This window comes from Bradyrhizobium sp. WSM4872 (genome assembly GCF_055811715.1).
Genome location: NZ_JBVVPT010000006.1, coordinates 250527 through 271970 on the forward strand (window position 1 = coordinate 250527; position 21444 = coordinate 271970).

General features: G+C 63.6%; 17 protein-coding genes and 2 pseudogenes. 11 read left to right on the forward strand and 8 right to left on the reverse strand.

All coding sequences use genetic code 11. The features are described from left to right. Positions 1-9: 9 nt before the first annotated feature. Genes AC0L3C_RS11590 through AC0L3C_RS11600 form a run of 3 tightly spaced genes read right to left on the reverse strand, consistent with a single transcriptional unit; the run spans position 10 to position 2098 of the window. Positions 10-858 carry an SDR family NAD(P)-dependent oxidoreductase gene (locus tag AC0L3C_RS11590; RefSeq protein WP_473408048.1) on the reverse strand — a complete coding sequence of 283 codons (849 nt, stop codon included), beginning with the start codon at positions 856-858 and terminating at the stop codon, positions 10-12. Between the two features lie 9 nt (positions 859-867). Further along, entirely contained in the window at positions 868-1419 is a 552-nt protein-coding gene (locus AC0L3C_RS11595) for a carboxymuconolactone decarboxylase family protein (RefSeq protein ID WP_473408049.1), read from the reverse strand. Next, on the reverse strand, positions 1397-2098 hold the full coding sequence (locus AC0L3C_RS11600; RefSeq protein ID WP_473408050.1) for a TetR/AcrR family transcriptional regulator: 702 nt from the start codon (positions 2096-2098) through the stop codon (positions 1397-1399). Before AC0L3C_RS11600 ends, AC0L3C_RS11595 begins: the two co-directional genes overlap by 23 nt. A 116-nt stretch (positions 2099-2214) precedes the next feature. On the opposite strand from AC0L3C_RS11600, the gene AC0L3C_RS11605 reads away from it, so the two are divergent. From AC0L3C_RS11605 to AC0L3C_RS11615, 3 genes are all read left to right on the forward strand, one after another. Continuing rightward, positions 2215-3204 carry a Bug family tripartite tricarboxylate transporter substrate binding protein gene (locus tag AC0L3C_RS11605; protein WP_473408051.1) on the forward strand — a complete coding sequence of 330 codons (990 nt, stop codon included), beginning with the start codon at positions 2215-2217 and terminating at the stop codon, positions 3202-3204. Between the two features lie 25 nt (positions 3205-3229). Next, on the forward strand, positions 3230-3766 hold the full coding sequence (locus AC0L3C_RS11610; protein ID WP_473408052.1) for a VOC family protein: 537 nt from the start codon (positions 3230-3232) through the stop codon (positions 3764-3766). A 115-nt stretch (positions 3767-3881) separates the two neighbouring features. After that, entirely contained in the window at positions 3882-4694 is an 813-nt protein-coding gene (locus AC0L3C_RS11615; protein WP_473282170.1) for a class I SAM-dependent methyltransferase, read from the forward strand. Positions 4695-4706: 12 nt separating this feature from the next. Here AC0L3C_RS11615 and AC0L3C_RS11620 read toward each other — a convergent pair whose 3' ends face one another. Then, complete coding sequence (locus AC0L3C_RS11620; RefSeq protein ID WP_473408053.1) at positions 4707-7808, reverse strand: ATP-binding protein; 3102 nt, start codon at positions 7806-7808, stop codon at positions 4707-4709. A gap of 288 nt (positions 7809-8096) precedes the next feature. On the opposite strand from AC0L3C_RS11620, the gene AC0L3C_RS11625 reads away from it, so the two are divergent. The 4 genes from AC0L3C_RS11625 to AC0L3C_RS11640 all read left to right on the forward strand — a co-directional run bounded on the left by AC0L3C_RS11625 (position 8097) and on the right by AC0L3C_RS11640 (position 11246). Further along, positions 8097-8624 (forward strand): hypothetical protein, encoded by a 528-nt coding sequence (locus tag AC0L3C_RS11625; protein WP_473284209.1) that lies wholly within the window; start codon positions 8097-8099, stop codon positions 8622-8624. A gap of 31 nt (positions 8625-8655) precedes the next feature. Then, positions 8656-9303: a cysteine hydrolase family protein gene (locus AC0L3C_RS11630; protein ID WP_473284208.1), complete on the forward strand. Its 648-nt coding sequence runs from the start codon at positions 8656-8658 to the stop codon at positions 9301-9303. 123 nt (positions 9304-9426) lie between these two features. Then, positions 9427-10404, forward strand: a complete 978-nt coding sequence (locus tag AC0L3C_RS11635; protein WP_473408054.1) for an ABC transporter substrate-binding protein — start codon at positions 9427-9429, stop codon at positions 10402-10404. A gap of 23 nt (positions 10405-10427) precedes the next feature. Continuing rightward, positions 10428-11246 carry an enoyl-CoA hydratase/isomerase family protein gene (locus AC0L3C_RS11640; protein WP_473284204.1) on the forward strand — a complete coding sequence of 273 codons (819 nt, stop codon included), beginning with the start codon at positions 10428-10430 and terminating at the stop codon, positions 11244-11246. A gap of 29 nt (positions 11247-11275) precedes the next feature. Here AC0L3C_RS11640 and AC0L3C_RS11645 read toward each other — a convergent pair whose 3' ends face one another. The 3 genes from AC0L3C_RS11645 to AC0L3C_RS11655 all read right to left on the reverse strand — a co-directional run bounded on the left by AC0L3C_RS11645 (position 11276) and on the right by AC0L3C_RS11655 (position 15774). Next, the gene (locus AC0L3C_RS11645) at positions 11276-12838 is read right to left on the reverse strand and encodes a L,D-transpeptidase family protein (RefSeq protein ID WP_473408055.1); all 1563 of its coding nucleotides are present in this window, start codon (positions 12836-12838) and stop codon (positions 11276-11278) included. 256 nt (positions 12839-13094) lie between these two features. Then, positions 13095-14159: a fatty acid desaturase gene (locus tag AC0L3C_RS11650; protein ID WP_473263342.1), complete on the reverse strand. Its 1065-nt coding sequence runs from the start codon at positions 14157-14159 to the stop codon at positions 13095-13097. A 178-nt stretch (positions 14160-14337) separates the two neighbouring features. After that, the gene (locus AC0L3C_RS11655) at positions 14338-15774 is read right to left on the reverse strand and encodes a lipopolysaccharide biosynthesis protein (RefSeq protein ID WP_473263345.1); all 1437 of its coding nucleotides are present in this window, start codon (positions 15772-15774) and stop codon (positions 14338-14340) included. A gap of 305 nt (positions 15775-16079) precedes the next feature. Here AC0L3C_RS11655 and AC0L3C_RS11660 point away from each other — a divergent pair, with 305 nt between their 5' ends. Then, on the forward strand, positions 16080-17147 hold the full coding sequence (locus tag AC0L3C_RS11660; RefSeq protein WP_473408056.1) for an endo-1,4-beta-xylanase: 1068 nt from the start codon (positions 16080-16082) through the stop codon (positions 17145-17147). A 12-nt stretch (positions 17148-17159) separates the two neighbouring features. Here AC0L3C_RS11660 and AC0L3C_RS11665 read toward each other — a convergent pair whose 3' ends face one another. Next, positions 17160-18110 (reverse strand): DUF6492 family protein, encoded by a 951-nt coding sequence (locus AC0L3C_RS11665; protein ID WP_473263348.1) that lies wholly within the window; start codon positions 18108-18110, stop codon positions 17160-17162. A gap of 137 nt (positions 18111-18247) precedes the next feature. On the opposite strand from AC0L3C_RS11665, the pseudogene AC0L3C_RS11670 reads away from it, so the two are divergent. The 3 genes and pseudogenes from AC0L3C_RS11670 to AC0L3C_RS11680 form a co-directional block, all read left to right on the forward strand. Next, positions 18248-19223, forward strand: a pseudogene (locus AC0L3C_RS11670) (condensation domain-containing protein); the annotation flags it as partial. Between the two features lie 554 nt (positions 19224-19777). After that, positions 19778-20509, forward strand: coding sequence for a 4'-phosphopantetheinyl transferase family protein (locus AC0L3C_RS11675; protein WP_473284194.1), 732 nt, complete (start codon positions 19778-19780; stop codon positions 20507-20509). Then, a pseudogene (locus tag AC0L3C_RS11680) lies at positions 20506-21344 on the forward strand (LLM class flavin-dependent oxidoreductase). Before AC0L3C_RS11675 ends, AC0L3C_RS11680 begins: the two are co-directional and overlap by 4 nt. Positions 21345-21444 lie beyond the last annotated feature (100 nt).

Genomic DNA, 21444 nt, shown 5'->3' on the forward strand with positions numbered 1-21444 from the left:
GCCGCCCTCTCACATCCCGCTCAGACCGCTATCGACCGCGAGCGTCTGCGCGGTGACGTAAACGCTCTCGTCCGAGAGGAAGAACAGCACAGCATAGGCGATTTCCCAGGCGGTGGCCTGGCGGCCGAACGGGACGTGGCCCTTGCCGCGCGAGGGGCGGCCGGCGCCGGCCTCGCGGCCATTGGGTGTGTCGACGAGGCCGGGATAGACCAGGTTGGCGCGAATGCCGCGGCGCGATCCGAGATGGGCGATGTTGCGCATGAGGCCGCCGAGCGCGGCTTTCGAGGAATCATACACCGCCATCTGCGAGCCGGCCTTCAGCGCGGCGATGGAGGAGATGAAGACGATCGATCCGCCGTTGTCGAATTTCGGCAGGCCCGCGCGGCAGCACAGCATCGGACCGCGAACGTTGACGTCGTAGATCGCATTCCACTCCTCGGGGCTGACGGCGTCGAGCCCGACCTTGCCGAAGGTGCCGATGTTGAGCACCATGCCGTCGAGCCCGCCCATGGCGCGATGTGCTTCCTCGATCATGCGCTGGACGTTGGATTCAGAGGTGACATCGGCCGTGATGGCAAAGCCCTCGCCGCCTTCGTCGGTGATGTGCTTTGCGGTCTGCTGCGCGGAGGTGTGGTTGAGATCGGCGACCGCGACCTTGGCGCCCTCACGCGCGCACAGAATGCTCATGGCGCGGCCGTTGCCGATCGGATCGGTGGCGGCATCGAACACGCGCTGGCCACCGCCGACGATCAGGATGCGGCGGCCCCTAAGGCGCCCCCTGCCCGGCGCTTCGCCCAGCGATTCCGCACTCGGCGGGCGGACATAGCGGTCCGGTCTGGTCTCGGAATTCTCGGACATGCGCGCCGCCTATGTCTTGCCGCCGTCATAGACCTTCATGCCGGCTGCCGGATCGAGATCGGTCTCGGTTGCCTCGGTGACACGCGCCATCATCATATAGAAGCCGAGCGCGACGATGGATTCGACGATCTCCTGGTCGCTGAAATGCGCGCGCATGGCGGCGAAGACCGCCTCGGGAACGCGAACGTTCTCGACCACTTCCCGGCCGAATTTCAGCAGCGCGCGCTCGGCCCCGCTCAAGCCGGCGGCATCGTAATCGGTGCGCTCGACCGCATCGATCTGGGCTTGCGTGCAGCCGATCCCGAGCGCGATCGGCACGTGCTGGCGCCATTCATAGGCGCCGCCTTCGAGCTGGGCTGCCTGGAGGATCAGGAGCTCGCGATTGACCGCACTGAGCTTCTGCTTGTGCAGGATCGAATTGCCGAGCCGCATCGCCGGGATCATGTTGGCCTCAGCATGGGCCATCATGCGGAAAATATTCAGCTTGACCGGCATGCGGTCGAACGAGGCGCGGATGTCGCCGCTGGTCGTCTCCGGATCAATCAGGGGCAGCCTTGCCACGATTCTCTCCCTTGGCTTTTCGTTTCTTGTTGTCCCGCGTCCCGCCATCCGCCGCGATCAGCGACAGGAAGAAGGCGAGATAGCGATCGATCGCCTCGATCACCTTTGGCCGCGGCGACGGTGCCGCGCCCATCACGTAATGCTCGAGACGGATGTAGATCAGCCCGGCCGCGAACAGCCGCGCGGTCTCGCGCGGGTCCGGCGTCGAGACCAGACCGGCGAGTGCAAAACCGCGAAAATAATCCGTCATCATGCTCTGCTCGCGCGCATAAAAATGATCGGCGAATTTGGCGCGGATGCCGGGCACGCGGTTGCGCTCGGCGGTGATGACTTTCTGGAACTGGTGCTCGCGCGGATCGGACCATTGCTCGACGAGGTCCAATGCAAACTGCCGGCAGAACGCGGCGGGCTGGCGCGCGAGCTGCTTGTAGCGCGGCTCTTCCAGCCGGCTCGCCGAGCTGGCCGGACCGTGCTCGCTGACGATCGCCTCGAGGATCGCGGCCTTGCCGGCGAAGTGATTGTAGAGACTGCTCTCACGGATGCCGACGCGACGCGCGAGCTCGCGCATCGAGGCGCCGCCATAGCCGCTCTGCGCGAACAGATCGAGCGCCTCGGCGAGGATGCGATCGCGGGTCGTGGGCGCAGCCGCTTCCGCCGCGCTGGTGGTGTGAACAGCCATGCGGCTTGACTAACGAACGATCGTTCGCTAGTCAACCGTCGGCGCGATCGCTCGTTCGGTCTTGCGCTTCAACTCCGCTCTCAAAAGAAGCGGAGAGCAATCTGGGAGACTTGGTCATGGCGCGCTTCGTCCATTTTCGTCTGCTGCGCGCTGCAACATTGTCATTGGTCGTAGCGTCCTCGGCAATGCTGCCTGCGCGCGCCGAGGACCCAGCCGCCTATCCCACGCACAAGATCAGGATGCTGCTGCCTTATGCGGCCGGTGGCGGCGGCGACGTGATCGGGCGGCTGCTCGGCGACAGGATGGGCAAGACGCTCGGACAGAGCGTCTATATCGAGAACCACACCGGGGCTGCCGGCACGCTCGGCACGCAGATGGTCGCGGCATCAGCGAATGACGGCTACACCATCACCGTCGGCGGCATGACCACGCATGTGCTGGCGCCGGCGATCTATCCGAAACTGCCTTACGATTCGATCAAGGATTTCACCACGATCGGGCGCATCGGCACGTCCTCGATCATGCTGGTGGCGACCAAGGATTTTGCCGCCAACGACATCAAGGGCCTGATTGCGCTGAGCAAGAAGGGCGAACCGATCCAGTACGGAAGCTGGGGCGTGGGCTCGACCGGACAATTCTGCGCGGAAATCCTGATGCAACAGACCGGAATCAAGATGGACCACGTGCCGTTCAATGGCATCGCCAAATTGGCCGGCGATCTGCTCGGCGGCCATATCTCGCTCGCGACACTCGACATGGCGACCGCGACGCCGCTGGTGAAGGACGGCTCGATCAAGGCGCTGGCCGCCTGCGGCGAGCGTTCGCCGAGCCTGCCGGATGTCGCAAGCTACAAGGAACAGGGCGTGCCGTTCGATCGCAGCCTGTCCTGGGCGATGTATGCGCCTGCGGGCCTCGCCGAGCCGATCGCAAGAAAGCTGTCGGCGGCACTCAAGGACGCGCTCGCCGATGCCGAGGTGAAGGAGAAGCTTCTGGGGCTCGGCATCACGCCGCAATTCGTGCCCGGCGACGAGCAGCGGGACATCAACGCCCGCGACATCGCGGCCTGGAAGCAGGTTGCCAAGGACGCGGGCATTGAAGTGAAGTGAGCCAAGTGACGAGGAGGACGCTGGCATGAGCCGCATCTTCGGCGCGGTGCGCCAGAACGGATATGTGGTGCGGGACATTCACGCCGCGATGAAGCACTGGATCGAGGTGATGGGCGTCGGTCCCTGGTACTACATGGACCGCGTCAAGACCGACTGGTTTCGCCATCGCGGCGAAAACTCCGCCGTCGAGATGAGCATCGCGCTGGCCAATTCCGGCGATCTCCAGATCGAGCTGATCCAGCAGCGCAACGACGCGCCCTCGTTGTACAGGGAATTCCTCGAGTCCGGCCACGAAGGCCTCCAGCACATGTCCTACTGGAGCCACGACTACCAGGCGCTCTATGACAGGGCGCTCGGGCTCGGCTACAGGATCGGCCATGAGGGCCAGATCGGCGGCGACAGGGGGCGCTTTGCCTATTTCGACACCCAGGCCCATCCGGGCACCGTGATCGAAATCTCCGACATCAGCGGTACCAAGGGGCCGTTCTTCGAGAAGGTTCGGCAGGCGGCAGCCAACTGGGATGGCACGCGGCCGATCCGAGAGGTCGGCGGGAGCCGATGACGCCGGCGGCCGGCAAGGCGATGCAACAACCGGCCGGGTTCACCGCGCTGCTGGCGCGGGAGACGGCAATCCATGGTAACGTGAGCTTCGTGTCCGAACCTTCAGCGAGGCAAGCATGTCCAACACTGACAAGGTTTTCGCCGGCTCGATCCCGAAACTCTACGACGACTATCTGGTGCCGCTGATCTTCGCCGTTTACGCCGAGGACATCGCAAGACGTGTCGCGGCCCGCTCGCCCTCCGTGCTGCTCGAGATCGCGGCGGGCACCGGCGCCGTGACGCGCGCTGTCGCGGCGGCGCTGCCGCGCGGCGTCCGTTATGTCGCGACCGACCTCAACGAGCCCATGCTCGCTGTCGCGGCGCAGCGTCAGGCAGACGACGATCGCATCTCGTGGCGCCAGGCCGACGGATCGGCCCTGCCCTTCGACGATGCCGAATTCGACGTGGTCTGCTGCCAGTTCGGCGCCATGTTCTTTCCGGACCGTGTCAAGGCTTACGGGGAAGTGAAGCGCGTCCTGAAGGACGACGGCACGTTCGTGTTCAACGTCTGGGATCGCATCGAGGACAATGTGCTGACGCATGAAGCCACGGTCGCGCTCGAAAAGCTGTTTCCCGACGACCCGCCTCGTTTCATGGCCCGGACGCCGCACGGCTATCACGACAAGGCGGTCATCAGAACCGACCTCGAACGCGCAGGCTTCCGTGACATATCGATCGAAACGCGAGCTGAAATAAGCCGCGCGCCGTCGCCCGAGCACGTCGCGATCGCGCTCTGCCAGGGCACGCCGCTGCGCAGCGAGATCGAGGCACGCGATGCCAGCAAGCTTCAGGCCGCGACCGACATCGTTGCCAAGGCGATCCGAATGCGCCATGGGGCCGGGCCGATCGAAGGCAAGATTCAGGCTATCGTGATCGAGGCGCGACGGTAGTCGCGGGAGCCGCTACACCAGATCGGCGAGCAAATCAGCCGCCGCTTTGACATCTGCCGTCGCAAAGCCCTCTGAAAAGCTGCCGTAGACGTCTTGAAGCAGTGCCCTGGCGCTCGCCCGACGGTCCGTTTCGACCATGAGCGCAGCCAGGTCTGTTGCCGCCCGCAGCTCCCAGGATCGGGCGCCCTGAGCGCGCGCCAGATCGATGGATTGGCGGAAACAGCCTTCCCCCTCGTCGCCGCTCGATCGCGGCATCGCGCCGAGCAGCTTGCCCTTCACACGCAGCAGCTCGGGCATCTGGAACAGCTCACCGCTTCCATTGACCCGGTCGATCGCCTCGTTGACGAGGATCAGGCCATCCCCGGCCTGCCCGAGAGCAAGCAAGCCCAGCGCGAGTTCCATGTTGAACTCGGTGGTGAGCAATTCGTGGCGTGCGGCGTGAATGGGTTTGAGACCGGCCCGCAAATCGTCGACCCCCAGCCTCACGTCTCCGCGGCGGATCATCAGTTCGGCCTTGCGGCACCGGCCGATCGCCATCAGCGGACCCATGGCGTTTGCTTCGGCCAGGGAATAGGAGCGATCGATGTACTGCTGGGCGGCGTCGAGATCGCCGCGCCAGAGATAGACCGTTCCCGCGCCGGCCAGCACCAGCGCCAGCGCTGCCGAATGTCCCATGGCCTCCGACGCCTTGACTGCCTCTCTTGCCCGGTCCGCAGCCTGGTCCGGATAGCCGTGCAACCAGAGTGTCCGAGCGAGAGCGACGATCGACCGATAATGCGGATCGTAGCCCAGCAGGACGGAGCCTTGCTGGGCGTACGACAGGATTTCCATCAAGGATTCGAGTTCGCGGCGCGAGCCGGCGAGATCACCTGAAAACTGCAACGCCATGCCGAGGGCCGAATGAGCCAGGGTTCTGATCGCGAGATCACCGGATCTTTCGGCAAGCCCGCGACATCGCTGGGCGTATTCCAGCAGAATTCTGAAATGCCCGCTGCGGCCGTGGAAGATGTATTGCATGTTGAGCAATCCGGCTTCGTAGGCCGTATCGCCTCTCGCATTGGCGATCGCGAGGCTCCTGTTCAGGGCGTCGTTGACGGCATCGCTCTCGCCGTACATCTGGGATGCGGAAACCCCGAGGCCCGCCTGGATCCGCATCTCATCCGAGCTCCCGACAGTGGCCGCGTCGAGCGCGATCAGCGCCCGCTGCGACCAGCGATGACACTCCGCAAGCAAGGACATGGCCAGGAAGACATCAACGGCGGCCGCCGCGAGCTGAATGCCGAGCCCGCCATCTCTACCCTCGCCAAAACACCATTCGAGCGCGGCGCGCACGTTGTTCATGCTCGCGAAATGTAACGTTCGCTCCGCCCCGCTCGCAAAGGTGGACCAGTCGCGCCCTCGCTGTTCCAGCCAGTTGCGGTAGTAAGTCGCATGCCGGACGGCGAGGTCGTGGGCTTCGTCTTCGGCGATCCGGATGTCCCGCGCGTAGGCACGCGTGGTGTCCAGGAGACGATAGCTCACCATGGGTCCGGCCGGACGGGTCGCGACCATCGATTTCGCGATCAGGCTGTCGATCGCGCCGAGAATGTCCCTCTCGCTGATATCGCGTCCGCAGACGGAAATCACAGCGTCGAGCGTGAAGTGTCCGACGAAGATCGCGAGCCGGCAGAGCACGACCCGCTCGGTATCGGAGAGAAGGCCGAAGCTCCAGTCCAGCGTCGCGTGCAGCGTTCTCTGGCGCGGCGGCGCGCTCCTGGAGCCGGGCCAGGACAATCCGAGCCGCTGATCAAGCAACTCCGCTGTTCCGTGCACGCCGTAGCTCTCGACACGCCTGGCGGCGAGTTCGATTGCCAGCGCAACGCCGTCGAGCTTGCGACACATATTCGCGACAATGGGAGCCTCCTCGTCACTGAAATACAGCTGGGCGCCGCTTGCGCGGGCGCGCTCGACGAAGAGCTGGATAGCCGGAAATGCCTGGACAGCTTCGGCCGTCAGCTCTGTGCCCTCGGGCGGGCATGCCAGCGTGTCCAACCGATAGACGTTTTCGCCATCGGTCTGCAGTGCTTCGCGACTCGTCGCCAGAATGTGGACGTTCGGCGCGGCCGCAAACACCGATGACGCGAATGCGGCGACAGCCTCAACCATATGTTCGCAGGTGTCGAGGATCAGCAATGTCCGCTTGTCCCGGAGATAGGCGAAGATGCTCGGCGTCGCGTCGCTGGATTGCACCGAAAGGCCGAGCAGCGATGCCACGACCGTTCCCACCAGGGCCGGATCGTTGACCATGCTGAAGTCGACGAAGAGCACGGCGCCTTCAAAACTTTGCATCAACCGGTGGCCGACAGCAATCGCGAGCGTCGTCTTACCGACGCCGCCGGCTCCCACGATGGTCACGAAACGTGTCGCCTCCAGCCGCGCGGGGATTTCCTCGATTTCGACCTCGCGGTCAATCATCGGAAGACGCACAGGCAGATTGGCTTGCCGAAAAGACGGCGCGGCGATTGCTTCCGGTTCTCGACCGACCGAGCGAGAAATTTGCGCAACGAACGTGTAACCCCGCCCCGAGGAGGTCACGATGTACCGGTTGCCCTCGCCGCTCTCGCCAAGCGCCCTGCGAAGGTTCGTCATGTGGAAACGCAAGGCGCCTTCTTCGACGATTAGACCAGGCCAGACCTGCCGCAGCAACTCGGCTTTGCTGACCAATTCGTTTGGGCGCGACAACAGCGCCACCAGGAGATCGTAAGCTCGTCCCCGGAGCTCCACCTGCTCGCTGTTCCTGGTCAGCACGCGCTCGGCCAAATTCAAACTGAAGGGACCAAACGAAATGATACCGGATTTCTGCGCTGTGGGCATTGATTTGCGTTTGTTGTTACCGTCGTGCGCTACAATCCGGGTGATCTCGAAATAGGCACGAAGACCGTCATCTTGCCGATCGTGATATCTGATCTCCGGGCCACAGAGTAGTGCAGCGGGGCGATATCCGACATGACGGTCGGCCTTGTTGCGCAGCAGTACTGCCAGGATTTTCACCTTGAAAGCCAATGGCTTGTGAGTTGACGCGGTAACCTCTTGTGGTGGTCCGGCCGAGGTAGCCGAGGTTGCGGCATCCAGCAACCGCCCCGCCTTAACAGAATCTCGCAGCCTCTAACGCGTGGCCTTGCAATCGCATGGAGGCCGCGGGGACTGCGCTTGCGCGGGCTTTTCGCGGTCCTCGCGGAGACTAACGATCCATAACAATCCATAACGGGCAAAATTCGCCCGTCCGCGCCAATGTATCTGCAGGACGAACGGCCAGTCGGACTAGCCCGTTCGGAAGATCCGCGATGGCGTCGCGCGGATCGCTACATGAGACCGTGAAGTCTCGATCACGTCAACGGCGCAACGCAACGAGGAGACCGAGAGATGACCCGCAACCAGATCGTCGATTCCAGCTTCACCGCCATCATCAATGCGCCGAAGGACAAGATCGACATCCCTGAATGGTGCTTCAACCTGTCCGAGCGCGACTATCAGGGCTGTTCGCCGGCGCATATCGCCGCGGGCTTCACGACGGCGCCGGACGGCAAGCGGATGTCCATCAACGTGGAAACTATCGGCGGCAGCCTTATGGTCCAGCACTATGTTGAAACGCTCGGCGAGAAAGATCATTTGATTCTCGATTCAACCTCCGACGTCTTCACCCCCACCGGACGCACGACCATTCACGTGACCTGGGAATTGAGCGTCAAGGAAATCGAGCCCGGCAAGTGCGAGTTCACCAATCGCGTCAGGTCGCACGCCACCGACGAGTTCATGGCATTCATCGGCAAGCAGGGCATTCCATTCGATTTGTTCCGCGCCCAGCGCCAGCCCGCCTCGATCGCCCACAATCAAAGCGAAACGCCGGAATTCGCCGCCAGCATCGAGCGCGCGGCGCTCAGGAACAACTGAGGGGCACGGCACCGGCGCAACGGAGAGTCCCATGACTAACCTTTCTTATGACAAGAACTCCACCGCCCTCCTGGTGGTTGACCCTTACAACGACTTCATCTCGGAGGGTGGCAAGATCTGGCCACGGATCAAGGCCGTGGCCGAAGCCAACAATTGCGTTCCTCACATGCAACAGGTTCTGCAAGCCGCACGCGCTTCGAAGCTTCGGGTGTTCTATGCCATGCATCACCGCTACCGCCCCGGCGATTACGAATCCTGGAAGTACGTGGCGCCGGTCCAGCGGAGGGCGTGGCAGGCCAAGAGCTTCGAATTCGGCACTTGGCGCGGCGAATTCCGTGCCGAGTTCGTGCCGGAGCCCGGCGACATTGTCGCCAGCGAACACTGGTGCTCCAGCGGCTTCGCCAACACCGACCTCGATCTCCAGCTCAAGCGGCACGGCATCCAGCGGCTCATAGTCATCGGGCTGATCGCGCACACCTGCATCGAAGCGACCGTCCGCTTTGCCGCCGAACTTGGTTACGACGTCACCGTCGTCAAAGACGCCGTTGCCGACTACTCGGACCAGATGATGCATGCGGCGCTCGAAATCAACATGCCGAACTACGCCAGCGCCATCGTGCACACGAAGGAGATCGTCAATGCGCTCTCCCTCGCCTCGTTTGCAACAGACGCCGCATAGCCGGTCCTATTCGATACCAAGGATCCGGGCGGACTCTTGCGAGATCCGACCGGATATGGCGAGGCAAGTCTCGACCGGAAGAAGGCAATACTTCCAGGCAGCACCGAACATGGAGGCTCGACCATGAGACGCCGCGATCTTCTTGGAGCATTCGCCGGATTTGCGTTGTGGCCTTCTTTCGTGACGGAGGAGCACCACAAGCCCGTGATCGGCTTTCTGAGCAGCCGCACCGCCGAAGATTCGGCTCGCATCCTCGCCGCCTTTCGTAAAGGGCTTGCCGAAGCCGGCTACCTCGAGGGCAAGGACGCGACGATCGCTTACCGATGGGCCGAAGGCGACTATGAGAGGCTTCCGGCGCTCGCGGCCGAGATCGTCAGACTCAATCCGTCCGTGCTGATCGCGGCCGGCGGCGAGCCCTCCGCGCTCGCGGCCAAGGTCGCGTCGACTGAAATCCCAACCGTGTTCTCCGTCGGAGGCGATCCCGTGAAGATCGGCCTCGTCAACAGTCTGAACCGGCCGGGCAGCAATATGACGGGCGTGAGCCTGCTGGCCACTGAGCTGGAGGCCAAGCGGTTCGGAATCCTGCGTGAGGTACTGCCTCGCGCCAAAGTGCTCGGCGTTCTCGTCGATCGCGACTTTGAGGAAGCTGAGACACAGGTCATCGAAGTTACGCGGGCGGCGCAAGACATCGAGCAGCCCGTCGAGATCGTATACGCGGCCGGCGACAACGAGCTCGCCAATGCCTTTGAGCGACTGAGGACGGTGGACGCAGAAGGCCTGCTCGTTTGCGCGTCTCCATTTTTCGACACGCGAAGAGAGCTCATCGTTGCCTTCGAGGCGCAACAACGGCTTCCGGCGATCCACCAGACTCGCGAGTACGCGGTTCAGGGCGCCTTGATGAGCTACGGCGTCTGCCCGCCCGAGGGCTACCGCCAAATTGGACTTTATGCCGGCCGGATTCTCAAGGGAGCCTTGCCGTCAGACCTGCCTGTCGTCCAACCGACGACGTTCGAATTCGTTATCAACGCAAAGACCGCCGGCGCGACGGAGCTCGACATCCCTCCGAGCCTGCTCGCACGCGCCGACGAGGTGATCCAGTGAATCCGACAACAAAGGAGACTTCAATGACCCGACAGATTGACATCGACAAGCCCTCGCCGGGACTGTGGACTGCGACATTCAACAATCCTCCGATCAATCTGATCGACCCGGACACCATCGGCGAACTTCAGGAACTGCTGACGGCGCTGGAAAGCGATGCGGAGGTCAAAGTGGTGGTGTTTCGCAGCGCGGATCCGGATTTCTTCATGGCGCACTGGGATGTACTCGCCGACAAGACGAAAGTTGCCGCAATGCCGCATGGTCCGACCGGCATGCATCCATGGATCGACGTGCTGGTGCGGTTGTCACGCGCGCCAGTCGCATCGATCGCCGACATACGCGGCCGCGCGCGCGGCGCGGGAAGCGAGTTCGCGCTGGCCTGCGACATGCGCTTCGCCAGCCGCGAGCGGGCAATTCTGGGGCAGTTCGAGGTCGGCCTCGGCTCGGTCCCGGGCGGAAACCCGATGGCGCGGCTTGCCGGCCTGATGGGCCGCGGGCGCGGGCTCGAAGTGATTTTGGGCGCCGACGATTTCTCGGCAGACCTCGCCGAGCGCTACGGCTACGTGAATCGCGCGCTGCCCGACGCGGAGATCGAGACGTTCGTCGATGCCTTTGCCCGCCGCCTCGCCTCGTTCGAGAAGCATGCGCTGGTCGGCGCCAAGGCGCTCATGAACGACGTCACACTGCCGGCCGACAGCGTCTTTCCGCCCGCGCTATCGGCCTTCTTCACGTCGGCGGCTCACCCCGGCACACGGGCGCGCGCGGCATCGCTGCTGCAGCGCGGTCTACAGCGCCGCTCAGATACCGAGTTGCGGCTTGGCCAGGCCGTGGCGGAGAACTGATTGAAGGCCCGGATGACGCACAGAGCCTCCTACCAGAAGCCCCGCTGCATCGGCTGTGCCGGCTGGTAATATTGATACTGGCCGCGCCGGCGGGGATTGACGGGCTGCGGGTTCGGATCGCGCTGGAAGAAGAAGCCGAAACCGTTGCCGCCATTGTCCCAGCCGTCATCGCTCGCCATCGCCATCGGAGGCGCGGTCGGCTTGCGCGTGATGAAACCGCCCTGGGGCTGGTTGCTCAGCACCGCGACGAACTCGGTGCGGTAGTTGGTCTCGCTGCTCAGCGGCTCGTCCGAGATGATGATCGAGGACCGCGGCAACGCGGTCGGCTCGATGCGGTCGAGCACCTCCTGCGGGATAGTGATGCGGTCGAGCGCGTTCCTGGCGTTGTCGCTGTCTTCGATCGTGACCACGCTCCAGCGCAGACCCGTGTCGTTCTTCGCCATCGCCGTGAAGATGTGCGTGCCGAGCGGCTGATCCGGATTGCGGATCGTGACGGGCACCTCGATGCTGGTATCGAACACCTCGCCGCCGCCGTCCGGTGCCGGCTTGTGCGTGTTCCGCCGCACATAGAGCTTCTGCGTCGCGCGGCTGATGTAGACCGAGACCGGTTCGAGCGCGAGCTTTGCGTCGGTCGCGGCCTTCACGGCGTCGGCCTTCCTGGCCGCTGCCGCCTTGGCCGCCTCTTTCGTGGCAGCGACCGCATCGCGCTTCGGCTGTGCGGCGGCCTTGGCGGCATCGAGCTGCGTCGCCGCGTCGGCAGCCTTGATGGCGGCCTTCTGCTTCAGCTCCTCGGCCTTGGCGCGGGCCTGATCGGTCTTGGCCGCCGCGAGCTGCTTGTCGGCAAAGGCGAACTCGGCGTCAGCGCGGGTCTTCTGCTGCTCCAGCTTGCGCAGCAAGGCCGGCAGCGATGCAGCCTCTTTCGCGGCCAAAGTCGCGGCCTTCTTGGCCTCGTCGGCCGCCCTTGTGGCCTCCTCGGCCTCGCCGGAGAGCTTGCCGATCTGGCCCGGCGCCGCCGCAATGGCTTCCCGCTTCGGCATGAACAATGCGGGATGAACGATGTCGATCGGAGCTGCGTCGTTCGGCGAGATGATCACCCGCATCCCGATGTTGGTCTTGTCGAACAGGCCCTCCGCGAAGCCGAACGGCATCCGTACGCAGCCATGCGAAGCGGCATAGCCGGGCAGCGGCCCGCCATGCAGCGCGATGCCGTTCCAGGTGATGCGCTGCATGTTCGGCATCCAGGCATCGTCATACATGGTCGAGTGGTGGTCCTTGTCCTTCTCGACGATGGCGAAGACGCCGGCCGGCGTCTCGCGTCCCGTGGTGCCGGTGGATACCGGCGCGCGAAAAATCCAGCCCTCGGCGTCGTAGAAGGTGACCTGCTGGCTTTTGATCGACACGATCGCCATGATCGGTTCGCCGGCCTCGCGCGGCGCCACCGCCTCGGCCGGCTGACGCGCCTGCTTGGCCGCATTGGCCGGGGCCACGGCCACAGCCGCAAAGGCGAGCATTGCCGCCAAGGTCACAATTCCGGGAGGCCCCCAACGCCGCATCGCCACGGTAGATTGCGCCGTTGTCATCAGGTTTCTCATGCCATCCTCGGTCGAAATGCCAGTCCGCCGGTCATTGATCAGATTGCGATCTTCGAATTAAGAAACTGCAGCCGCCTTACGTTCCGTCTGTGGCGACATTCGGCACGTTCCGGCGATAAACCTCATATACGACGGTTGGCGCAGGCGGAAGGGCGGCGTGCGGCCGAAGCTGGCGGTCAATCGCTGCGGCAGAATGTCCGGGGGGCGGACGCTGAACGCCCGTCGCCTTCGGATCGACGGCTCGCACAGAACCCAGCTACCGCACGCGCGGATTAACGGCAGTCGGCAGCCGCGCGGGGGCGGCGTAAGCTGCCTTGCCAAACAAGGCGGCCTCTCCAAAAGAGACCAGCCGCTGCCGCTCCTCGTCCCACAAGGTCAGCCGCACGGTCCGCAAACTCTGGAGCAGCGTAATCCGCCCGACACCAGCGAACTGTGGATGGTCGCGCAACACGTCCTGCAAGCGATAGTAGGGAATTCGACTGGACAAATGATGGATGTGGTGGACGCCAATATTTGCCGTGAACCATCGCAAGACAGCCGGCAGTTGGTAGTGAGAGCTGCCGTGCAGCGCGGCGTCGTGAAAATTCCAGGTTTCGTCGTGGGCCCAGTGCGTGTGCTCGAACTGATGCTGGACGTAGAACAGCCACACACCGATCGACGCTGCCAGGACCACGATCGGCAGATGCACAAGCAGGAACGGCCCATAGCCGACCAGCTGGATCATCGTGACGGCGAGAATCGCGAGGGCGGTGTTCGTGCCCATCGTGCTCAGCCAGGGTTTCCAGCCGCGACGCATCATCCCGACCGGCAACCGGTGCTTCAAGATGAACAAATAACTGGGACCGACGCCAAACATCACGAGGGGATGGCGATACAGACGGTATAGCGTCCGACGCCATCGCGACCGCCCGAGAAATTCGCGCGTGGTCAACGTGTCGATGTCGCCTAAGCCCCTTTGATCGAGATTGCCGGAGTTCGCATGATGGCCTGCATGGTTGCGCCGCCAGTAGCCGTATGGCGTCAGTGTCATCACGCCGAGGGCACGGCCGACCCAATCGTTCGCAAGGCGGCCGCGGAAGAAAGAGCCGTGTCCGCAATCATGTTGGATCATGAAGAGGCGGACCAGCAAACCCGCGGCGGGCACCTCCAGCAGGAGGGCAAACCAATAGCCCTGGTCAAGAGCGGCCCAAATCAGAGCCCAGATGACGACGAACGGTATCGCCGTAATCGCCAGTTCGAGGACACCCCGCGCATTGTCGGGCTCGCGATAGCGGGCGAGCAACTGCGCCGATGCGCGGATTTCCGGTATTCCTTGGCTCATATCTGCTCTGCTCCCGACATGCCGCCCAAGAAGCACGGTTATGGCCACCGACGCAACAAAATCGCCCTACGCCTGGACCCGGGCGGCTGTGCGCTCCGGCCGGAACCGAGCCATCGCCAAGCCAGGCGGCGCTTTCAGAGCTTCAGACGAAGAGGCCGAGTCTCGTCAGAGACCGCGGCTAAACGCCCAGCGCCTTGCGATTGAAGGTTCGCAGGAAACGCAGCGACAGCGTCCGGACATTTGCGACGTTCAGCAACCACCCGGCGGCGACATAAGCGAGGCCGCCCGCAAGGCTCACGACCATGAGCGCAACGAGGCCGATGCCATTGACCTGGGATCGTGCAACGAGAATCGCAGCCGCCATCGCCGCGGCGGAGACGGCAACGCCGGCGAGGCGGTGGAGGTCGAAAGGCACCGGATGGGCGCGATGCATCAGGACGACGGCAACGAGGAAGCCGATCGCTTCGGTCGCAAGCGTCGCCAGCGCCGCGCCGTAGAGGCCATGGCCGGCCACCAGCACGAACATCAACGCCACGCTGACGACCAGCGTCAGGAACGACTGCGCCGCCAGCATGAACGGCCGCTCGGCAAGCTGGAAGCTGATCTGCACGTAGAATTGATTGGCGATACCGAACAAGCGCGCGAGCACCAGGGTCGGCAGCAATGCCGACACCCCGGCGCGGAAGTCGACGCCGACGAGCGTGCCGGCAACCTGGTCGGCTGCGAGCGCGAGCCAGACGGCGACGGGCGCGACCACGACGAGCAGAAGTTCGAGGCTCTCGGTCAGCCGCTCCCGCGTCGTCTCGTTGTTTTTCTCCGACAATGACCGGAACACCAGCGGCACGGTTGCCGCGGCGACGCTGGAGGCGATCATGACCATGAACTGTCGCGGCAGATCGGCGGCGACGCCAAAGATGCCGGCGGCGTCCTTGCCGAGCAAATATGCCACGATGAGGCGGTCGCAGGCCGAGTAGACCGCGACGGACAATCCGGCCAGCGTCAGCGGCAGGCCGTAGCGCGCGAGCTGCACGAACTGGCTGCGCTGAAAGCGAGCAATCCGGGTGCGGTCACCGACGAGGTTCAGGATGATCCCGGCGAGCGAACCCAGGCCGAATGCGGCAAGCAGTCCCAGTCCACCCCAGCCCAGCCAGATACCGAGCAGGCCGAAACCGACGCTCGACACGCTACGCACGATCGAGATCGCCGCGAATCTGTAAGGGCGCAGTTTTGCGCGCTCGAACTCCTGGCCGACATCGACGGCATTCGCCATGATCGCGACGAACATGCTGGCAAGCAACAGCCCGACGCTGAGATCGCTGCGGAACAGGAAGACCAGCGGCGTGGTGGCGCAGAGGACGGCAACGGTGAGCGCGAAGGCGACCATCGCCGTGCCGCGAAAATCCACCTCGGCCGACATCGCCTGATAGCGCGACACCGAGAGCTTGATCCAGGCGAAGAAGATCGCGCCCAGAATGCCCGCCAGGCTGATGCCGACAACATAGACGCCGTACTCCGCCGGCGTCAGCAGCCGGGTGTAGGCCGTGACGGCGAAGAAGCCCACCGCCGCAGGCAGGATGTAGGCGACGAGATAAATCGAGAAATGGCGGTTCAGCATGCGAGCACGGGACCGGCAACGTTGTTGCGAGTGTGACGGCCGTTCATCAATTGGACCATGGCGGGGCGAACGAATTGCGCCGCAGCATCTCTCAAGAATGTCACATAAGTCTGGAGATCGGGCGGCGAATGCGGCTTTGAGGCCGCTTTCGCGGGTTAGCGTTAAATTTGCCCTTCCCTGGTGGGAGCACGACCACTGGAAAGGAACCGAGATTCGCAGATAGCAAAGTTAACCCAACGAGGGGAAACCCCGGCGTTGCAAGGCGCCGCTTGGTACGATGGCGCGTTGGCTCGACAAGGAACGCCGTGACCAGGCTCGACAGACGCGAATTTCTCCTCGGCAGCGCCGCAGCACTCGCGGCAGCCGCATCGGCGTCCGCAGCGCCGGCGTCGAAACTGGCGCAGCGCCGTCCGGGTTTCGGTGCCGCGGCCACGCTCTGGGATCTGCAAGCCGATCCCAGGCTCGGCGAAGCCATCAGCACCTATTGCACGCAGGTGGTTCCGGTGCTCGAGCTGAAATGGCCGATGCTGCGTCCGGACGCGCACACCTTTGCCTTCGAACGTGCCGACGCGATCCTGGATTTCGCGCGGCAGAACGACCTGACGATGCGCGGCCACGCGCTCGCCTGGTATCACGACATTCCGGACTGGACCAAGCAGATCAAGGACGCCAAGGGCGTCGAGCGCGCCTATCTCGACCACATCGGCACCGTCGTCTCCTATTACAAGGACAAGCTGACGTCGTGGGACGTCGTCAACGAGCCGATTCCGGACAATCCACGCAGTCCAAGAGACCGGCGCGATTCGTTCTGGACGCAGCACCTGGGCAATCGCTGGATTCCGCTGGCGTTCCGCACGGCGGCCGCGGCCGACCCCTTAGTCAAGCTCGCGATCAACGAATACGACATCGAGTCGGCAAAGGACACGTTCATTGCGAAGCGCGCGGCCTACCGCAATCTCATCATGGACCTGCTCGACCAGGGCGTGCCGTTGCATGCCGTGGGACTGCAATCGCATCTGCATGCCGAACTCGAGATCGACACCCATGGGCTCGCCGAGTTCGTCACCGAGCTGCGCGCCTGGGGTCTCGAGGTGTACGTCACCGAACTCGATGTCGACGACCAGAAGCTGACGGGGACGCCGGCGGAGCGCGATGCCATCGTCGCCAAGCGCGTCGACGATCTCCTGACCGCGATCTCGACCAGCGGACCAGTGCGCTCGATCCTGACCTGGGGCCTCTCGGACCGCTACAGCTGGATCAACGGCACCTTTGCGCGGGCGGACAAGCAGCCGAACCGTCCCTTGCCGCTCGACGGCGAGTTCAAGCCGAAGCCGTTCATGAACGTGATCAGTAAGTTCACGAAGGACGCGTGAAGGCGCCGGGTCTCAGCGCGTCTTCGGAGCCTCGAACTGAACCTCGTCCCCCATGTCCTCCGGAGACAGGCTCGGACTGCGACGGTCGCGCGAGCTGAGGCGGAACACGTCGCGGATGTCGTCGATCGAGGTCGACGAATAGGACTGGATGCACAGCGCCACCTGGTCGGGCGAAGCGGCGCGCATCATCGATTCGATAGCCGGGCGGTCGAGGCGGGTGTCATCCCAATGCGAGACCGCGATGCTGTCCTCGGTGATCCGATGGGTGGCCAGATGCGCGGGCGCGTTCGCGACGAAATGGCCGTACATGAGATATTCCGAGAACTTCTTCTTCCGGCACAGTGCCAGAACCCAGTTCAATCCCGTCGCCGACTTGATCGCGTCGGTCATCGCACGCGCGGTGTCCTTGTCCCAGACCAGCGCGTTGCCGACATAGTCGTCGGCGGGGAAGGACCGGTCCTTGATGCCAAGGAGCTGATCGACGGTGCGGAGCCACAGGACATGCAAGGGGTGGGCGGCGTCGATCCCGTTGCGCGTGACGAACAGCGGCGTCTTCTCGGCGCCAGCATACTGGCCGACGTCGAATTCGCGGAAGAACAGATTGTCCGAATCCAGGATGCAGACGCGCTGTTCGGGCACGTTGAGGACGCCGGCGATCTTGAGGATCTGCTGGATATGCCAGCCATGAACGGGCGACGACAGCAGCGACAGCCAGACGCGCCGTTTGCTGATGAATTGGAGGGCCGGCGGCAGCGCCCACAGCCATTTCGGCAAATAGCGGGAGGCCGGAACGATGACGCGCTTGTCGGAAGCGAACCGCGCGAACAGCGGCAGATCCTCATCGTTAACGAGAACATAATGCCGCGTGTAGCCCGTCAACCAGGTGTCGATGCTCTCGCTGAGCAGCGAAAAGCGCTCGATATCCTTGGCGTAGCTGGCGGTCAGCAGGGCAACGGAATGCATGGCGCGCGCTCGTATGGCGATCAGGCCGCAGTCATAGCGGCGCCGAGACGCGTTGGATACTTACATTCGCAATCAAGGTAAAATGAAACGAAGCATTAGGCATCCGACGGCAGCCCCTGCTCGATGCAGCGAAAGCGCTCGGCGGCCATTCGCTGCTGGCGGGCCAGGCGATGGCGCGCGTCGCTCGGGCGCTCGGCGTGTCGCTGCCGATCAAGACCATCTTCGAGGCACCGACGATCGACGAGATTGCCCGACGGGTCGACGAGGCCGTCGCGGCAAAGCCACACAAGCCGGCCGCAAGTCTAGCGAGGCTGGCTGGAGCGAGCCTGATCGAAAGCAGCCCTCCCACGCTTTCGATCGCGCAGGAGCAGATGCTGCGGATCGAGCAGAATCTTCAGGGACTGCCGCTGTTCAACCTGCGTTTCGCCTTCCGTCTCCAGGGGCCGCTCAATCTGGCCGCCCTGGCGCAGGCGATCGACGACATCGTGCGCCGGCACGAATCGGTGCGGACCCATTTCGGCTGGAGCGGCGGGGAGCCCATCAGCCGCGTCGCCGCGCCCGGCGCCCTCGACCGTGTCCTGACCGTCGAGACGATCGGCGACGGTCAGCTCCACAACAACAAGCGGCGCACGGCGCTGGAACTCCGCAAGATCAATCTCCTGATCGAACAGGAGACCTATGTCCCGATCGACACCACCCGCGCGCCGCTGCTACGCGCCCGGCTGTTGCGACTCCACGATTGCGATCACGTGTTGCTGCTGATGCTGCACCACGCCGTCGTCGACGGCTGGTCGATCGGCGTGCTGTTCGAGCAGGAAGGGTCAATCCAGCCTCGCTGCTCCAGGTCTACTTCACCCTGCAAAATTCGCTGCGCCAGCCGCTCGATCTGCCTGACCTCACGACAGGATCGATCGGCAACGTCGCCCGCGAAGGCCAGCCGGTGCTGCCGATCGACCAGACCTGGCTGTGCTGATGCTCAAGGAGCGGCCGACGGGAATCACCGGTTCATGCAAATACAAGAGCGAGCTGCTCGACGGCGCTACCGTCGGCCAGTGGATGGAGGATCTCGTCGCGGCGCCACTCGGCCGATTGCTCAATCGCAGGGCGGCATGACCGGCCGCAGAGCACGTGCGAATACGGGGTCACTCGTCAAAGCTGTGAATGACCAAGTTGCATCTTGATTCTTTGGCGCCATCGCGCAAGATTATTCTCGCGTTTTGATTTGGACGAGTATTTTCAACCGGGGAGTTCGTTATGGGTTTCATCAAATTTACCAAGGGCACCTCGTTGAGCGACAAGGACCGCAAGGCCCTGCAGTAGTTGCTCGCCGCCGAGAAGAAGAAGCTGCAGTCCGCGCTGAAGGACGTCGACGCCAGCATTTCGATGTTGGGCGGCTCCAAGAAGTCCAAGAAGAAGACGTAAGACTCGTCGGCCGGGACGCTGTACGAATCTTCAGGCTTCAGTTTTCGGGCTTCAGTTTTCAGATTTGGCCGCTCGCGTGTCGAGTTGGGGTCTCGCACAAGCTTGCGCCCGTAAACCGGCCAGCAATCGACAAGGATTCGCCCGAGTGGACTGCTAGAAGCGGTCCGCTTAGTGGATTTTTGCTCAGTTGATTCTTCCGTTATGGCAGGGGATTTGGCCCCGGCCTGACGCCATGGGCCCAATTGATGGCAGACGACAGAATTGAACTGTTTGTCGGACTGATCGAGACTTTTGACGCGCCGGATGCGGTTGATACCTGCCGGCGCCTGCTTTCGGTCGACGAACGGGTACGTGCCGACCGCTTCGTGTTCGAGCGGCACCAGCGACAGTATATTTTCGCGCACGCGATGTTGCGCCTTGCGCTCTCGCACGTCGCACCTGAGGTCGCACCGACCGACTGGTCATTTGCGCCCGGGCGTTACGGGCGGCCGTTCGTCGTATCGCCCAAGACCTCGAGCGCGCTGCATTTCAGCCTGTCGCACGCCGACGGCTGCGTCGCCTGCGTCGTGTCAGGGCATGAGACCGTCGGCGTCGACGTCGAGACCGTGTCGCGTCGAGTGGCGCCGCTGTCGACTGCGCTTCGGTTCTTCGCGCCGGAAGAGGTTGAAACGCTACGCGGGCTGCCGGAGCCCGCTGCGACCGAGCGCTTCTTCGACTACTGGACGCTGAAAGAAGCCTATCTGAAGGCCAGGGGTTTCGGCCTCAATTTGCCGCTCGACGCTTTCGCGATGCAAGTATCGCGCGAAGCCATCGAGATCAGCTTCACGCCCGATATCGCCGATGATCCGCACGGGTGGCGATTTCAGCTGATCTCGCCGTCGCCCTCGCATCGTCTCGCGATCGCCGACGGCTCCCGCGCCACCGGCGGCCTTCCCATCACCCGCAATGCATGGCCGCTGCAGGAGGCGGCTGAATGACGCCGTGGCGGCTGCGCGTCTTTCCCGCGATTTCGCGCAACCGCGCCCCCAAGAAATATATCGGCGAGTTGATGCGGGTGGCGCAGTTCGCCGACCGTAACGGCTTCGAAGGCATCCTGCTGTTCGAAGGCAACGACGTGTTCGTCGAGCCCTGGGCGATGGCCCAGCACATCATCGGCGAGACGACGAGGTCCTCACCGCTGATCGCGGTCAATCCGGTCTACATGCACCCGTTCACGGCGGCAAAATTCGTCTCGTCCTTCGCAGCTCCACGGCCGCAAGGTCTATCTCAACATGATCACGGGGACGGCGGTCAGCGATTTGCAGGGGCTCGGCGACGAGCTGTCGCATGCGGAATTTCTGGTCGCGGGCCAGTCCGAGCCGGCACGGCGCGTAGCGAAGGAGACCGGCTGCATTCAAGATGCAGATGCTGCCACCCGATCTCGACCGCGACCTCGATGCGCCGGGGTAAATTTTGGAATCTTCGCCCGCGTGGGACGCGACGAGGCACGGCAGGCCGCAAAGGCGCGTTTCCGCGATAATGCCGATGATCGCGAGCTGCTCGTGCTCACCGTGGAGAACAGCGATTCCGTGTGGAAACGGCGCCTCTACGAGAGGCCAGAGCGGCGAGCTCGCGGACAATGGCTATTGGCTGCTTCCGTCCCTGACCTTCCAGGCCGACTGCCCCTACCTCGTCGGCAGCTACGCGGAGATCGGCGCGAAGCTGAAGGAATTTGCCGCGAAGGGGCTGACCACGATCATGCTCGACATGGTCGCGGACGAGACCGAGATGCAGCACGTCTGCAAGGCGCTCACGGCAAGCGGGATGTTTTGAGTTGTGGATGAAGTCGACCTATCCATCCACATCGTCATTGCGCGCGTAGCGAAGCAATCCGGAGCCCCTCCGCGGAAAGATTCTGGATTGCTTCGCTCCG

Bases quoted from the DNA above. Each gene is read 5' to 3' on its own strand.
- AC0L3C_RS11590 (WP_473408048.1), bottom strand. From the start codon at position 858: ATGTCCGAGAATTCCGAGACCAGACCGGACCGCTATGTCCGCCCGCCG.
- AC0L3C_RS11600 (WP_473408050.1), bottom strand. From the start codon at position 2,098: ATGGCTGTTCACACCACCAGCGCGGCGGAAGCGGCTGCGCCCACGACC.
- AC0L3C_RS11605 (WP_473408051.1), top strand. From the start codon at position 2,215: ATGGCGCGCTTCGTCCATTTTCGTCTGCTGCGCGCTGCAACATTGTCA.
- AC0L3C_RS11610 (WP_473408052.1), top strand. From the start codon at position 3,230: ATGAGCCGCATCTTCGGCGCGGTGCGCCAGAACGGATATGTGGTGCGG.
- AC0L3C_RS11615 (WP_473282170.1), top strand. From the start codon at position 3,882: ATGTCCAACACTGACAAGGTTTTCGCCGGCTCGATCCCGAAACTCTAC.
- AC0L3C_RS11625 (WP_473284209.1), top strand. From the start codon at position 8,097: ATGACCCGCAACCAGATCGTCGATTCCAGCTTCACCGCCATCATCAAT.
- AC0L3C_RS11630 (WP_473284208.1), top strand. From the start codon at position 8,656: ATGACTAACCTTTCTTATGACAAGAACTCCACCGCCCTCCTGGTGGTT.
- AC0L3C_RS11635 (WP_473408054.1), top strand. From the start codon at position 9,427: ATGAGACGCCGCGATCTTCTTGGAGCATTCGCCGGATTTGCGTTGTGG.
- AC0L3C_RS11640 (WP_473284204.1), top strand. From the start codon at position 10,428: ATGACCCGACAGATTGACATCGACAAGCCCTCGCCGGGACTGTGGACT.
- AC0L3C_RS11645 (WP_473408055.1), bottom strand. From the start codon at position 12,838: ATGAGAAACCTGATGACAACGGCGCAATCTACCGTGGCGATGCGGCGT.
- AC0L3C_RS11650 (WP_473263342.1), bottom strand. From the start codon at position 14,159: ATGAGCCAAGGAATACCGGAAATCCGCGCATCGGCGCAGTTGCTCGCC.
- AC0L3C_RS11655 (WP_473263345.1), bottom strand. From the start codon at position 15,774: ATGCTGAACCGCCATTTCTCGATTTATCTCGTCGCCTACATCCTGCCT.
- AC0L3C_RS11665 (WP_473263348.1), bottom strand. From the start codon at position 18,110: ATGCATTCCGTTGCCCTGCTGACCGCCAGCTACGCCAAGGATATCGAG.
- AC0L3C_RS11675 (WP_473284194.1), top strand. From the start codon at position 19,778: ATGGCAGACGACAGAATTGAACTGTTTGTCGGACTGATCGAGACTTTT.